The following is a 13,963-nucleotide window of genomic DNA, read 5'->3' on the forward strand; positions in this document are numbered from 1 at the left end:
TGCCCCCGGTGGGACTCGAACCCACACTGCGCAGATTTTGAGGCTGCTTCCTCTACCAATTGGGATACGGGGGCATTGCCCAAGGCACTTTGGAGAGCTTAGCATATCAAGAGGACCTGCGCCGGTAATGACACGCTTTGCGTGCGCGGGCCTGTGCCGGGCGGGTTTGCGCGGCGTGTCAGCTCCGGTCCGGCGGGGTCGTCCTCGGGTTTCCGGCCGGCATCATCCGGTCATACGGCCTGAGTGTTGTCCGTTCCCGTAACCGTTCGTGGACCTACAATGAAGGTGGTTTCACGCAATGCTGTCATGAGGAGGGCATATGAGCAACGAAACGTACCGTCAGTTCGACCCGTGGCGTCCCTCTCCCGTCAAGGAGACTTCACGCCATCAGATCGCGAAGACGCATTACTTCAGCATCGACCGTGTCTCCTACGAGTCGAATGACGGAGGTGAGTTCGACAGGTATTGCCTCTACGGCAATGTCGGCGACACCGTGGGCGTGCTCGCCCTGACCGAGGATGGCATGATTCCGCTGGTGGAGCAGTACCGTCTGGCCAGCCATCGCTGGACTTTGGAGATTCCCGGCGGTCATGCGGTGGATTCCGCCGAGCCGACCCAGGATCTGGCCAAGCGCAAGCTCGTCGAGGAGGGCGGATACGAGGCGGGCCGGATAACGCAGTTCGCTCGCTTCCTCAATACGCCCAGCTATTCCACGCAGCACACCTCGCTGTATCTGGCCACCGATCTGACGCCGGCCAAGCGTCAGGAGATCGGCCCGGAGACGCCGCGCTCCGAGGTCCGTCTGACGTCGGTGGACGACGCCTATCAGATGGTGCTCAACGGCACGATCGTGGACGCGAAGACGATCATCGCCATCCTGCGTCTCAAGAGCGGCAGCCTGATGCAGCTGAACGACTGACGTCTCCGGCATTCCTCCCCGCACTCCCCTGTCGAACAGAACGGGACCGAGCCGAGGAAGGAATGCCCAAAAAACAATGCCAAAGCCGCATCACACGCGGTCGCATACAAAGGAAGCCTCCTACCCGATCGGATAGGAGGCTTCCTGTTACCTACGGTCTAAAGCCGTGGGACTTGCAACCGAAATCAGTCGCAGGCGCCGACGGTGTGGACGTAGATGGAGTCGGTGCGGCCCGGCTGGTGATCGCCCTGGGCGGAGCTCAGGATGACGATCTTGTCGCCGTCGGCAACCTTGCCGGCGTCCTTGAGGACCTTGTCGGTGTAGATCATGAGGTCCTTGCGGGACTTGTCGTGGTAGTCCTCGGTGACGTAGAAGGCCTCGGTACCCCAGGACAGAGCAAGCCAGTGGTAGGTGTGCTCGTTGTTGGTGATGCCGTAAATCGGGGCGGCCGGACGCTCACGGGAGACGCGGTGCACGGTGGAACCGGTCTGGGTGTAGGCGACGATGGCCTTGGCGTTGAGCTTGTCGGCCAGGTCCACGGCAGCGGAGGAGACGGCGCCGGTGGAGGACATGTCGAGGTTCTTGAGCTCCGGGATGCGGTCGAAGCCGTGGTCGGTGGCGTAGCCGGAGATACGGGCCATGGTGTTCACGGTCACATCCGGGTACTTGCCGACGGCGGTCTCGTTGGAGGTCATGGTGGCGTCGGCGCCGTCGAGGACGGCGTTGGCGCAGTCGGAGGCCTCTGCACGGGTCGGAACCGGGGAGTTCACCATGGAGCCGAGGACCTCGGTGGCCACGATGACCGGCTTGGCGTACTGGCGGGCCAGCTCGATGATGCGCTTGGTGGCCAGCGGGACCTCTTCCAGCGGGCACTCGACGGCCATGTCGCCACGGGCGGCCATGACGCCGTCGAAGGTCTTGACGATCTCCTCGAGGTTCTCGAGGGCCTGCGGCTTCTCGATCTTGGCAACGATCGGGATGCGACGGCCTTCCTCGTCCATGATCTCGTGGGCGCGGTCGATATCGGTGGCGAAACGCACGAAGGACATGGCGATGATGTCGGCACCGGTGCGGATGGCCCAACGAAGGTCGGCCTCATCCTTCTCGGTCAGGGCCGGCAGGGAGACGGCCACGCCCGGCAGGTTGATGCCCTTGTGGGAGGACACCGGACCGGCCACGACGACCTTGGTGTGCACGTTGTTGCCCTCGACCTTGGTCACCTCAAGACGGACCTTGCCGTCGTCGATGAGGATCGGGTCGCCCGGGTGGCAATCGCCCGGCAGGCCCTTGAAGGTGGTGGAGGTGATGTGCTCGTCACCCTCGATGTCATCGGTGGTGATGATGAACTCCTGGCCAAGCTGCAGCTGAACCTTGTCCTCACCCTCGGCGTTCTTCTTGAACCAACCGCAACGGATCTTCGGGCCCTGGAGGTCGACCAGAGCGGCGACGTTGCGACCAGTCTCCTTGCCGGCCTTGCGCACGTTGTTGTAGACGCGGAGGTGATCCTCAGGAGTGCCGTGGGAGCGGTTCAGACGAGCAACGTCCATACCGGCTTCGACGAGCTTGAGAAGGTTGTCGTAATCCTCGGTAGCGGGACCGATGGTATCAACGATCTTGGCTTTACGCATGAATGCCTGCCTATTCTTTCATTGTGGTTCCGAGGCTGAATGCCTCACTTGCCGCAATACAGTTTACTAGCGCAGGCCGCCGCATGACAAATTTTTCGCCCGGTGTGTTGTGAGCGCTCACATTGTTGCGGCGGCTAGGTTTTGGCCCGCAGTTTCCTTTGCGTTTTCAGGCTTTTTCGACTTCGTTCATGCTCTTCATCTTGATCACGGAAGCCAGCGCCGCGCCGCCGATTGCCACCACGATCACCGCGAGGGACAGCCAGGTGGGCACCTCGGGCACCCAGTGGATGCCCTCGCCGCCGTTGATGAACGGCAGGGTGTTGCCGTGCAGCGCCTCCATGATGAGCTTGACGCCGATGAAGCCGAGCACCACGGACAGGCCCACCGGCAGGTAGACCAGCTTGTCCAGCAGGGCGCCGAGCAGGAAGTAGAGCTGCTGCAGACCGAGCAGGGCGAACACGTTGGAGGTGAACACCAGGAACGGATCCTTGGTCAGGCCGAAGATGGCCGGGATGGAGTCGAAGGCGAACATCACGTCGGTGGTGCCGATGGTCAGGAACACGATGAGCATCGGGGTCCAGTAGCGGATGCCGTTCTTGGTGGTCCTGAGCTTCTCGCCATCGTAGTCGTTGGAGATCTTGATGACCTTGCGCAGCGTGCGGATCAGGCCGTTCTCATGGTATTCCTCGTCCTCGTCGCCGCCGATGACCAGCTTCAGGGCGGTGTAGATGAGGAATGCACCGAAGATGAAGAACACCCAGGTGAAGCGGGTGATCAGGGCCGCGCCGATGAGGATGAAGATGCCGCGGAAGATCAGGGCGATGGTGATGCCCACGGACAGCACGTACTTCTGGATCTGCTTGGGCACGGCGAAGTTCGACATGATGATGACGAACACGAAGAGGTTGTCGATGGACAGCGAGTATTCGGTGAGCCAGCCGGAATAGAATTCGATGGCCGGCTTCGATCCGGCGAAGAACCAGATGCATCCGCCGAAGATCAACGCCATCACCACGAAGAAGGCGATGTGCTGCACGCACTCCTTGGTGGAGGGCACGTGGGGCCTGCGTCCGATGATGAACAGGTCCACGATGAAGAACAGCGCGAGCACTACAAAGGTAATGATTTCAAATGCAAGAGGGGTTTCTGCCATGCCTCACTACCCTAATTTATGGAGTTGACGGGCGTCACTTATTCGCTTCGGTCATTTGGCGGAGTTCCTTTTTGAGGTCGCGGATCTCGTCGCGCAGACGGGCGGCGAGCTCGAACTGGAGCTGTTCGGCGGCGGTGTGCATCTGCTCGGAGAGCTGGCGGATGAGGTCGGCCAGGTCCTGCGCCGGCAGGCCGGCCTTGAGAATCTCCTCGTGGCGCTTGTCCGCCTCCGCAGGGTCGAGCGTGGGCACGCCCAGATGCGTGTTGCCTGCCTTGCCGGCGTTGCGGTAGCCGCCTTCCAGCAGGGTCTGGGTGTCCACGTCCTCCTTGGCGAGCATGTCGTTGACGTCGCTGATCTTCTTGATGAGCGGCTTGGGGTCCATGTGATGCTCCTGGTTGTACGCCATCTGCTTGGCGCGGCGGCGGTCCGTTTCGTCGATGGCCTTGCGCATGGCCTCGGTGGTCTCGTCGGCGTACATGATCACCATACCGGACACGTTGCGGGCCGCACGGCCGATGGTCTGGATGAGCGAGCGGTACGAGCGCAGGAAGCCTTCCTTGTCCGCGTCGAGGATCGCCACCAGCGAGACCTCGGGCAGGTCGAGGCCCTCGCGCAGCAGGTTGATGCCCACGATCACGTCGATCTTGCCTTCGCGCAGCATGCGCAGCAGCTCCACGCGGCGCAACGTGTCCACGTCGGAGTGCAGGTACTCCACCTTGATGCCGCGTTCCAGCAGGTAGTCGGTCAGGTCCTCGGCCATCTTCTTGGTGAGCGTGGTCACCAGCGCACGCTCGTTGCGGGCCACGCGCTCCTTGATTTCGGCGAGCAGGTCGTCAATCTGGCCTTCGACCGGACGCACGTCGATCTTCGGATCGAGCAGGCCGGTCGGGCGGATGATCTGCTCCACCACGCCGTCCGAAAGTCCCAGCTCATAGTCGCCGGGAGTGGCGGACAGGTATACGGTCTGACCCACGCGCTGGAGGAATTCGGGCCATTTGAGCGGGCGGTTGTCCATCGCGGAGGGCAGACGGAAGCCGTGCTCCACCAGCGTGCGCTTGCGGGAGGCGTCACCCTCGTACATCGCGCCGATCTGCGGCACCGTGACGTGTGATTCATCGATGACGAGCAGGAAATCGTCGGGGAAGAAGTCGAGCAGGGTGTGCGGCGGGGTGCCGGACGCACGACCGTCGAAATGCCGCGAATAGTTCTCCACGCCGGAGCACACGCCCACCTGGGTGAGCATTTCGAGGTCGTACGTGGTGCGCATGTTGAGCCGTTGGGCCTCAAGCTCCTTGCCCTGCTTGCGCAGTTCGGCCACGCGCTCGTCCAGCTCCTCGCGGATGGTCTTGAGCGCGCGTTCCATGCGTGCGGGACCGGCCACGTAATGGGATGCCGGGAAGATGTGGACCTCGGTTTCGTGGGCGATCTCGTCGCCGGTCAGCGGATGAAGGGTGGAGATGCGGTCGATCTCGTCGCCGAAGAACTCGATGCGCACGGCCAGTTCCTCATATACGGGGATGATTTCGACCGTATCGCCGCGTACGCGGAAGGTGCCACGGGTGAAGGCGATGTCGTTGCGCTTGTACTGCATGGCCACGAACTGGCGCAGCAGGTCGTCGCGGTTGATTTCCTGGCCTTCCTTGAGGAAGAGCATGCGGCCGGCGTACTCCTCCGGCGTGCCGAGACCGTAGATGCAGGAGACGGTGGCCACCACCACGCAGTCGCGTCGGGTGAGCAGGTTCGCGGTGGCTTGGTGGCGCAGGCGCTCCACATCGTCGTTGATGTTGGAGTCCTTCTCGATGTACGTGTCCGTCTGCGGGATGTACGCTTCAGGCTGGTAGTAGTCGTAGTAGGAGACGAAATAGCTCACGGCGTTGTCCGGCATGAGCTCGCGGAATTCGGCGCACAGCTGCGCGGCCAAGGTCTTGTTGGGCTCGATGATGAGGGTCGGGCGCTGCAGCTTCTCGATGAGCCAGGCGGTGGTGGCCGTCTTGCCGGTGCCGGTAGCACCCATGAGCACCACGTCGTTCTCGCCGTTCTCGATGCGTTCGGCGAGTTCGGCGATGGCCTGCGGCTGGTCGCCGGACGGCTCATACGGTGACTTGACGACGAAGGGCCGGTCGGCGCGCTCGATATTGAATCCCATGGGCCCTATCTTACGCGAGGCTTCGAACATGTGTTCGTCTACTCGACCGGTGGCCGGTGGCCGGCGTGGTATGGCACGGCCGTCATCGCATGGACAAAGCCCAAACCCGGTAGAGGGCATCCGCCTGTGCCAGCATGTCCGGCAAGGGGCGCGTGGCGTCGATGACGACGTCGGCGATGGCGCGGCGGTCCTCCTCGCTCGACTGGTGAAGGATGCGGTCCTGGGCCTGTTCGCGGGTCATGCCGCGATCGGTGACCATGCGCTCGACACGCACGTCGACGGGTGCCTCGACGGTGACGATGTGGTCGAAATCAAAGGGAATCGTATTGATGACTTCCGCGAGCAACGGCACGTCATGCACCACGATCAGCGAACCGGGCGTATCCGTTTCGCTGCGTTCCGCACCTACGACGGCATTCGCCTCGAGCCACCGTGCCTCGTCGTAGATCAACGGGTGTTCGATGGCGTCAAGCCGTTCGCGGGCACCCGGTTCCGCCCCGCGCCCGAAGATATGGTCGGCGATCCATGGCCGGTTCAGCGTGCCGTCCGGGTTCAGGGCATCGGCCCCGAACACCTCGGCGATGCGGGGCAGTGCCTCTCCCCCGGGTTCCACCACCCGCCGGGCCAGCGCGTCGTAGTCGATATGCACCGCACCCAGTTCGCGCCATCGCGCCGCCACCGTGCTCTTGCCTGCGGCGATGCCGCCCGTCAATCCGATTCTCAGCATAAGTGCCATGCTAATACGAAGAAACCCGGCCCATACGGACCGGGTTTCATTCACAGGCTAGGCGTTATGCCAGCGGCAACTCACTTGCCGAGCAGCTGGTCGCGCAGGGCGGCGAGCTGATCGGAATCGGCGAGGGTACCGGTGGTCGGCGCGGCGGAAGAGTAGTTGGAGGTCTCCTCGACCGGCTTCTCTTCCTTCGGGCCCTGGCCGTCGGCGGCTGCGGACTCGGCAGCGTTCTCCAGCTCCTTGGCCACGAACTCCTTGTGCTCCTCCCACAGCTCGTGAGCGGCGGCGTACTGGGCCTCCCACTCCTCGCGCTGCTTCTCGTAGCCAGCGATCCACTCGTTGGTGTTCGGGTCGAAGCCTTCGGGGTACTTGTAGTTGCCCTGCTCGTCGTACTCGGCCGGCATGCCGTACAGAGCCGGATCGAAGTCCTCGGAAGCCGGGTCAACGGAGTCGTTGGCCTGCTTGAGGGACAGGGAGATGCGGCGACGATCGAGATCGACGTCGATCACCTTGACGAACACGGTCTCGCCCGGCTTGACCACGGTCTCCGGGTTCTCGACGTGACGGTTGGCGAGCTCGGAGATGTGCACCAGGCCCTCGATGCCGTCCTCGACGGAGATGAAGACACCGAACTGCACGATCTTGGTGACCTTGCCCTTGACGATCTGGCCGGGGACGTGGGTGCGAGCGAAGCGCTGCCACGGATCCTCCTGGGTGGCCTTCAGGGACAGGGAGATGCGCTCACGGTCGAGATCGACGTCGAGCACCTCGACGGTGACCTTGTCGCCGACCTTGACGACCTCGGACGGGTGGTCGATGTGCTTCCAGGACAGCTCGGAGACGTGGATCAGGCCGTCAACACCGCCCAGATCGACGAAGGCGCCGAAGTTGACGATGGAGGACACCACGCCCTCACGGATCTGGCCCTTCTTGAGCTGGGACAGGAAGGTCTCGCGAACCTCGGACTGGGTCTCCTCGAGGTACTGGCGACGGGACAGGACCACGTTGTTGCGGTTCTTGTCGAGCTCAAGGATCTTGGCCTTGATCTTCTGGCCGATGTACGGGGAGAGGTCGCGGACGCGACGCATCTCGACCAGGGAAGCAGGCAGGAAGCCACGCAGACCGATGTCCACGATGAGGCCGCCCTTGACGGCTTCGATGACGGTGCCCTCAACAACGCCGTCAGCTTCCTTGATCTTCTCGATGTCGCCCCAGGCACGCTCGTACTGAGCACGCTTCTTGGACAGAATCAGACGGCCTTCCTTGTCTTCCTTGGTGACGACAAGGGCCTCAATCGGATCGCCAACCTTGACGACCTCGTCGGGATCGACGTCCTTCTTGATGGAAAGCTCGCGGGAGGGGATCACACCCTCGGTCTTGTAGCCGATGTCGACCAGGACCTCGTCGTGATCAATCTTGACGACGGTACCCTCGACCAGATCACCATCATCGAAGTTCTTGATGGTGGAATCGACTGCCTTGATGAAGTCCTCTTCGGTGCCGATGTCGTTGATGGCGACCTTGGCGACTTCAGTGTTGTTCTCTGCCATGTAAATATATGGTTTCTAATAGATGGATGGATAATTGCTCGGTATTAAGTTATCTGCGCACCTTTCGGGCGCACAAATATCTAGATTACAGGCATCTATGGCCAAATTTCCTAGAGGAATCCGGGTGTGTCGCGGCTGGACAAGCATTCTGACCGCCAGAGGTGCAGGGTATGCGTGTCTCGACACACTCAAGGCACCGACTCCGTCGGCTTCGCAGCATAGCTGCTCACTTCGCCTATGGACAGTCCACAGGATTGTCCACTTCACGGCTCAGCAGCCATCGCTCCGGCGTACGCTCGCACAGCGTAGCGCACGCCTTCGCTGCTTACGGTCGAGACACGCATACCCTGCACCTCTGCCTCCGCATCCCGTTTTGATTAATCACGCATCACAGCGAGCGCTCGGCCATTTCGACGACGTTGGCCAGGAGCATGGCACGGGTCATCGGGCCCACGCCGCCGGGGTTCGGCGTGTAGGCGGAGGCCTTCTCGTAGCAGGCCTTGTCAACGTCGCCCTTGATGCGGTAACGGCCGGCCTCCTCGTCGAAGACGCGGCTGACACCAACGTCCACCAGCACGGCGCCGTCCTTGATCTTGTCCGGCGTGACGAACCCGGCGGAGCCCATGGCGGCCACGATCACGTCCGCACGGCGCATGTGATCGACCACGTCCTTCGTGCCGGTATGGCACAGGGTCACGGTGGCATTCACGGCGTTGCGCGTGAGCATCAGGCCGATGGTGCGGCCGATGGTGATGCCGCGGCCGAGCACGCACACCTCCTTGCCGTTCAGGTCGATGTCGTAGGCGCCCAGCAGCTCGATGACGCCGCGCGGCGTGCAGGGCAGCGGCGTGGTGATGTCGCCGCGCACGTGGAGCACCAGTTCGCCGAGGTTGTACGGGTGCATGCCGTCGGCGTCCTTGGCCGGGTCGATGAGGTCGATGATGGCGTTCTGGTCGATGCCCTTGGGCAGCGGCAGCTGCACGATGAAGCCGTTGCACGCCGGATCCTCATTGAGTTCCTTGACCGCCTGCGCGATGTCCTCGAACGTGGCGGTGGCGGGCAGTTCCTTCTTGACGGAGTTGATGCCCACTTCGGCGCAATCCGCATGCTTGCCGGCGACGTACTTGACCGAGCCGGGATCCTCCCCCACTAGCAGCGTGCCGAGGCCCGGCGTCACGCCCTGAGCCTTGAGCTTGGCCACTCGCTCGGCGAGATTCGCCTTGATATCCGCCGCAACCTGCTTGCCGTCGATTTTTGTGGACATCGGTACCCTTCCTGTAGGTTTTCGGTGATTATTCGCAACGATAGGCTACTGTTGAAACAAGTCCGTTTTGTTTCGCAGCTCAACGAAGAAGGCACGCCATGGGTATCCGATTCACTCGACTTACGCGACTTGCGGCCGCCGCCGCGGGCGCGGCACTGCTGTTCACCGCCGCCGCATGCGGCACCCAGAACACCGCCGACACCGAGACCAAGTCCGACCCGGACACCTCCTCCAAGGCCACCGGACCGATCAACGTGGTGGCCTCCATCAACCAGTGGGGCTCCCTGGCGTCCGAACTGGGCGGCGACGACGTGAACGTCACGTCCATCATGAGCTCCACCAACGTGGACGCCCACGATTTCGAGCCGAAGACCTCGGACGTGGCCAAGCTGTCCAAGGCGCAGATCGTGGTGGCCAACGGCGCTGGCTACGATGCCTGGGCCACCAAGTCGCTCACCAAGTCCACCACCATCGTCTCCGCCGCATCCGTGGTGGGCGCGATGGAGGGCGACAACCCGCATCTGTGGTTCTCCAAGGACGCCCGCTCCGGCATGGCGACGGAGATCACCGAGGCCTACATCAAGGCGCTGCCCAGCAAGAAGGCCGATTTCCAGAAGCGTCTCAAGGAATGGCAGGCCGGCGAGAAACAGCTGGAAAGCTGGGCCGAGGACTTCACCAAGACCCATGACGACCTGACCTACGCGGCCACCGAACCCGTGGCCTACTACCTCATGGCGGACCTCGGTTTCGAGGACTCCACCCCCAAGGGCTATGCGCAGTCGCAGGCCTCCGGCGGCGAGGTGGCCCCGGCCGATCTGCAGTCGTTCCAGAAGATCATCGAGGGTCGCAAGGTGGATGTGCTGCTCAACAACACGCAGGAGACCAGTGACGCGACCAACATGATCACGGGCACAGCCGGCCGTTCCGACGTGCCGGTGGTGGATGTCACCGAGCAGATGCCCACGGACTCCGAGACGTTGGACGACTGGATCAACCAGCTCGTCAACACGATCATCGATGCCGTGGATCCGAGCTACGGCTGCGAGGACACCTCGGAGGACGAGACCGATTCCTCCGATGGCGATGGCGCGGATGCCTCCACGAACGGCGAATCGAGCGACGGCACCGATGCCGGCGACAGCACCGATTCCTCCGGCGAGTCGACCGATTCGGACTCCTCCAGCACCGATTCGAAGACCCGCACCTACATCCGCGAATGCAAGGCCACGAAGTCCGACACCTCCAAGGACGACCAGTCCACGGACGATTCGCAGAACAACACGGACTCCTCCGCCGATTCGCAGGTGCCTTCCAACGAAGGTCAAACCGATCCGGGCAAGTAGCCCGTGTCCGACTCGCAAGCTCCCCTCGTCAAGCCGAGGGGAGCTTTTTTGTTGGCCTCCGTCAAACCGATATTGAGAACGATTGTCAGCATCATTTGCCACAATCGGCCTTATGAGCGAATCATCCGATTGCATCGTCTTCCGTGACGCCGCCGTGCGTCGAGGCGACCGTATCATCTGGCAGCATGGCACCTTCGCCATCCCCACCGGATCGGTCACCGCCATCGTGGGCACCAACGGCACCGGCAAAACCACCATGATGAAGGCCGAGCTGGGCCTGCTGCCGCTGGCCGCCGGCTCGCTGACCGTGCTGGGCCGTCCGGCCGGCGAACGCAACGCGCAGATCGGCTATGTGCCGCAGAGCTACGCCTCGGACATCGACTCCAATCTCACCGCCGAGCAGTCGGTGTTGCTGGGCCTGACCGGCACGCGCTTCGGCATCCACCTGGTCACCAAGGCACAGAAGGCCAAGGTGCGTGAGGCCATGGAGTTCACCGGCATCGCGGACAAGGCCAAATACCGTCTCTCCGAACTGTCCGGCGGCCTGCGCCAGCGCGTGGCCATCGCCCAGGCGCTCGTGTGCGATCCCAAGCTGCTCATGCTGGACGAGCCGCTTGCGAACCTCGATCTGGCCAGCCAGCGCGCCGCCGTGCATGTGCTCGCCAAGCTCAACCGCGAGCTCGGCATGACCATTCAGGTGGTGGCGCATGACCTCAACATGCTGCTGCCGATCCTGACCGGAGCCGTCTACCTGCTGGATGGCCACCCGCATTACGCGGACATGGGCAAGGTGCTTGATTCCGATCTGCTCACCCACCTGTACGGCACGCAGGTGCAGGTGGTCACCACCCCGCAGGGTGACATGTTCGTGACCCCCACCCCGGACGAGCCGCTCGACCAGGTGCAGGACATGCATTCGGCCACCGAGGTGGCGCAAATGCATCATCATTCCCATGATTCCGCGGCATCCGCGCCCGGCGCGGGAAAGGCAGGCGCACGATGAGCACCATCGATTTCTCGTTCGATCCCGAATGGATGGGCACGCTCACGGCCCCGTTCATGACCAATGCCTTCGTGGCCGGGCTGTTCATCGCCTTGGCCGCGGGCGTCATGGGCTACTTCACGATTGCGCGCCATTCCACATTCGCCGCGCACGCCTTGGCCCACATCGGCCTGCCGGGAGCCACCGGTGCGGTGCTGCTGGGACTGCCGGTCTCGTTGGGCATGGGTGTGTTCGCATTGGGCGGTGCACTGGTCATCGGAGCGTTGGGCAAGCGCGTCTCCGAACGCGAGATCGCCACCGGCACCGTGCTGGCCTTCGCGACCGGTCTGGGCCTGTTCTTCGCGCGACTGTCCAGCTCCGCATCCCAGCAGATGCAGTCGATCCTGTTCGGTTCGATCCTGACCATCACCACCGATCAGATCATCGGATTCGCCATCTTCAACGTGCTGCTGCTCGTGCTGCTGGCAGTGATCTACCGTCCGCTGCTGTTCAGCTCGCTGGACGAGCAGGTGGCGCAGGCCAAGGGCGTGCCGATCGGCGTGATGAACGTGGCGTTCATGGCTATCATGGCCGGCGTGATCACCATCGCGGTGCCGGCCGTGGGTACATTGCTGATTTTCGCGCTGGTCATCACGCCGGCTGCCACCGCCAACATCCTGGCGGGTTCGCCGTTCAAGGCCATGGTCATCGCGAGCGTCCTGTGCCTCGCCGCGATCTGGCTGGGACTGGTGCTGTCCGCGATGTTCCCCGCTCCCCCGAGCTTCATCATCGTGACGCTGTCCACCCTGTTCTGGGCCATCGCCAAGGGCGCCGCCGCACTGAAGGCGCGCTGAACGAACAGTCCCGAACCACCGACACATGCCAGGGTGTCCCGCTGACATCGATTCAGCGGGACACCCTCGTATTCGGTATGTCGCCGATCAGCCGCGAACGACCAGGGCGCTGGCGATGGCGGCGATGCCTTCACCCCGGCCGGTGAAACCCATGCGGTCCGTGGTGGTGGCGGTCACGGACACACGGCAGCCGACGGCCTCCGACAATGCGGTCTCCGCCTCGGCACGCCGGGTACCGATCTTCGGCCGGTTGCCGATCACGGCCACGGACGCCGATACCGGCGTGAATCCGCGCTCCTTCAGATGATCCGCCGTCTCCCGCAGCATATCGGTGCCATGCATGCCGGCACCATGGGCACCGGAGCCCACGCCGAACAGCGAGCCGATATCCCCCAGTCCGGCCGCGGACAGCAGTGCATCGATAAGGGCATGGGCGGCCACGTCGCCATCCGAATCACCCTCGATGCCCTCGTAACGTGCGGCCTGTGCGGCATCGGCACCCTCCGGCACCGGCCAGAACAGGCCGGCCAGCCACAACGGGCGTCCCGAACCAGGTTCGGCGAAACGGTGGGCGTCGAATCCCTGGCCGATCATCGGGATCGCCGGAATCATCGGATTGATGTTGTCCATGGACATTTTCCTCTCGACGGCGCGGTTCTCCGAAAAGCAAAAACCCGGCCCGCAATGCGCGGAACCGGGTCAAAGCGATCACTGCTCACTTCTTCTTGGACTTCTTCTGGGACTCGATGCGGGCCAGCGTATCGGCGGCGGCCTCCTCGGGCTCCTCGGTGTGGTGCTTTTCGTCACCGGGCTGGGCGGGCTCGTATCCCAGGTTCACGTCCAGCAGGCGCTGGGCCTCGGTCTCGTCGATCTTCTCGGACAGCGCGATCTCGGAGGTCAGGATGGAGCGGGCCTTGGTGAGCATGCGCTTCTCGCCGGCGGACAGGCCGTGCTCGTCCACGTCGCGCTGGGCGAGGTCACGCACCACCTCGGCGATCTTGTTGACGTCGCCGGTGGCGATCTTCTCGACGTTCAGCTTGTAACGGCGGGACCAGTTCATTTCCTTCTCGACGATCGGGGTGCGCAGGATCTCGAAGACCTTGGCCACCTCGGATGCGGAGACGATGTCGCGCACGCCGACCTTCTTGGCGTTGTCGACCGGGACGTTGATGACCAGACCGTCCGAGGACAGCACGGACAGCTGCAGGTACTGACGGGTGACTCCCTTGACGGTCCGTTCGGTGATGGCCTCCACCTTGGCTGCACCATGACGCGGATAGACGACCATATCGCCGACTTTGTAAGACATGTATCCTCCGAGAACTGATCGGCTTACACACAAAAACTCGAATAATTTTGCCAGAAGCCCTGGACCTCGCCTTTGAGAACGC

The 13,963-nt window shown here is 63.0% G+C and carries 12 protein-coding genes and 1 tRNA gene; 4 read left to right on the top strand and 9 right to left on the bottom strand.

Annotation, left to right across the window (positions count from 1 at the left end; all coding sequences use genetic code 11):
- Nucleotides 1-74: transfer RNA gene (locus JS536_RS07745), tRNA-Leu, on the bottom strand.
- A gap of 245 nt (nucleotides 75-319) precedes the next feature.
- On the opposite strand from JS536_RS07745, the gene JS536_RS07750 reads away from it, so the two are divergent.
- Complete coding sequence (locus JS536_RS07750; RefSeq protein ID WP_214356466.1) at nucleotides 320-919, top strand: NUDIX hydrolase; 600 nt, start codon at nucleotides 320-322, stop codon at nucleotides 917-919.
- Nucleotides 920-1,104: 185 nt separating this feature from the next.
- Here the strand turns inward: JS536_RS07750 and pyk are convergent, their stop codons facing one another.
- The 6 genes from pyk to JS536_RS07780 all read right to left on the bottom strand — a co-directional run bounded on the left by pyk (nucleotide 1,105) and on the right by JS536_RS07780 (nucleotide 9,393).
- Complete coding sequence (pyk, locus tag JS536_RS07755; protein WP_214356467.1) at nucleotides 1,105-2,547, bottom strand: pyruvate kinase; 1,443 nt, start codon at nucleotides 2,545-2,547, stop codon at nucleotides 1,105-1,107.
- Between the two features lie 166 nt (nucleotides 2,548-2,713).
- Nucleotides 2,714-3,700: a TerC family protein gene (locus JS536_RS07760; RefSeq protein WP_214303648.1), complete on the bottom strand. Its 987-nt coding sequence runs from the start codon at nucleotides 3,698-3,700 to the stop codon at nucleotides 2,714-2,716.
- A 34-nt stretch (nucleotides 3,701-3,734) separates the two neighbouring features.
- The gene (gene uvrB, locus JS536_RS07765) at nucleotides 3,735-5,846 is read right to left on the bottom strand and encodes an excinuclease ABC subunit UvrB (protein ID WP_214356468.1); all 2,112 of its coding nucleotides are present in this window, start codon (nucleotides 5,844-5,846) and stop codon (nucleotides 3,735-3,737) included.
- An 82-nt stretch (nucleotides 5,847-5,928) separates the two neighbouring features.
- Entirely contained in the window at nucleotides 5,929-6,582 is a 654-nt protein-coding gene (coaE, locus tag JS536_RS07770; protein ID WP_214356469.1) for a dephospho-CoA kinase, read from the bottom strand.
- A 71-nt stretch (nucleotides 6,583-6,653) separates the two neighbouring features.
- Entirely contained in the window at nucleotides 6,654-8,129 is a 1,476-nt protein-coding gene (rpsA, locus tag JS536_RS07775; RefSeq protein WP_109057167.1) for a 30S ribosomal protein S1, read from the bottom strand.
- A gap of 388 nt (nucleotides 8,130-8,517) precedes the next feature.
- Entirely contained in the window at nucleotides 8,518-9,393 is an 876-nt protein-coding gene (locus JS536_RS07780; RefSeq protein WP_214303651.1) for a bifunctional methylenetetrahydrofolate dehydrogenase/methenyltetrahydrofolate cyclohydrolase, read from the bottom strand.
- Between the two features lie 98 nt (nucleotides 9,394-9,491).
- On the opposite strand from JS536_RS07780, the gene JS536_RS07785 reads away from it, so the two are divergent.
- The 3 genes from JS536_RS07785 to JS536_RS07795 all read left to right on the top strand — a co-directional run bounded on the left by JS536_RS07785 (nucleotide 9,492) and on the right by JS536_RS07795 (nucleotide 12,572).
- Nucleotides 9,492-10,736, top strand: coding sequence for a metal ABC transporter solute-binding protein (locus JS536_RS07785; RefSeq protein WP_214356470.1), 1,245 nt, complete (start codon nucleotides 9,492-9,494; stop codon nucleotides 10,734-10,736).
- A 112-nt stretch (nucleotides 10,737-10,848) separates the two neighbouring features.
- On the top strand, nucleotides 10,849-11,739 hold the full coding sequence (locus JS536_RS07790) for an ABC transporter ATP-binding protein (RefSeq protein ID WP_214303653.1): 891 nt from the start codon (nucleotides 10,849-10,851) through the stop codon (nucleotides 11,737-11,739).
- Complete coding sequence (locus tag JS536_RS07795; RefSeq protein WP_214356471.1) at nucleotides 11,736-12,572, top strand: metal ABC transporter permease; 837 nt, start codon at nucleotides 11,736-11,738, stop codon at nucleotides 12,570-12,572. The genes JS536_RS07790 and JS536_RS07795 overlap by 4 nt, the downstream gene beginning before the upstream one ends.
- A gap of 87 nt (nucleotides 12,573-12,659) precedes the next feature.
- Here JS536_RS07795 and ispF read toward each other — a convergent pair whose 3' ends face one another.
- Together ispF and JS536_RS07805 are read right to left on the bottom strand one after the other, a co-directional pair.
- Complete coding sequence (gene ispF, locus JS536_RS07800) at nucleotides 12,660-13,166, bottom strand: 2-C-methyl-D-erythritol 2,4-cyclodiphosphate synthase (protein WP_214356483.1); 507 nt, start codon at nucleotides 13,164-13,166, stop codon at nucleotides 12,660-12,662.
- Nucleotides 13,167-13,287: 121 nt separating this feature from the next.
- Nucleotides 13,288-13,881 carry a CarD family transcriptional regulator gene (locus JS536_RS07805; protein WP_214303655.1) on the bottom strand — a complete coding sequence of 198 codons (594 nt, stop codon included), beginning with the start codon at nucleotides 13,879-13,881 and terminating at the stop codon, nucleotides 13,288-13,290.
- Between the last annotated feature and the right edge of the window lie 82 nt (nucleotides 13,882-13,963).

The organism is Bifidobacterium sp. SO4, from assembly GCF_018555355.1.
GTDB lineage: Bacteria > Actinomycetota > Actinomycetes > Actinomycetales > Bifidobacteriaceae > Bifidobacterium > Bifidobacterium miconisargentati.

Coding starts and splice junctions, on each gene's coding strand:
- JS536_RS07750 (WP_214356466.1), top strand. CDS start 320: ATGAGCAACGAAACGTACCGTCAGTTCGACCCGTGGCGTCCCTCTCCC.
- pyk (WP_214356467.1), bottom strand. CDS start 2,547: ATGCGTAAAGCCAAGATCGTTGATACCATCGGTCCCGCTACCGAGGAT.
- JS536_RS07760 (WP_214303648.1), bottom strand. CDS start 3,700: ATGGCAGAAACCCCTCTTGCATTTGAAATCATTACCTTTGTAGTGCTC.
- uvrB (WP_214356468.1), bottom strand. CDS start 5,846: ATGGGATTCAATATCGAGCGCGCCGACCGGCCCTTCGTCGTCAAGTCA.
- coaE (WP_214356469.1), bottom strand. CDS start 6,582: ATGGCACTTATGCTGAGAATCGGATTGACGGGCGGCATCGCCGCAGGC.
- rpsA (WP_109057167.1), bottom strand. CDS start 8,129: ATGGCAGAGAACAACACTGAAGTCGCCAAGGTCGCCATCAACGACATC.
- JS536_RS07780 (WP_214303651.1), bottom strand. CDS start 9,393: ATGTCCACAAAAATCGACGGCAAGCAGGTTGCGGCGGATATCAAGGCG.
- JS536_RS07785 (WP_214356470.1), top strand. CDS start 9,492: ATGGGTATCCGATTCACTCGACTTACGCGACTTGCGGCCGCCGCCGCG.
- JS536_RS07790 (WP_214303653.1), top strand. CDS start 10,849: ATGAGCGAATCATCCGATTGCATCGTCTTCCGTGACGCCGCCGTGCGT.
- JS536_RS07795 (WP_214356471.1), top strand. CDS start 11,736: ATGAGCACCATCGATTTCTCGTTCGATCCCGAATGGATGGGCACGCTC.
- ispF (WP_214356483.1), bottom strand. CDS start 13,166: ATGATCGGCCAGGGATTCGACGCCCACCGTTTCGCCGAACCTGGTTCG.
- JS536_RS07805 (WP_214303655.1), bottom strand. CDS start 13,881: ATGTCTTACAAAGTCGGCGATATGGTCGTCTATCCGCGTCATGGTGCA.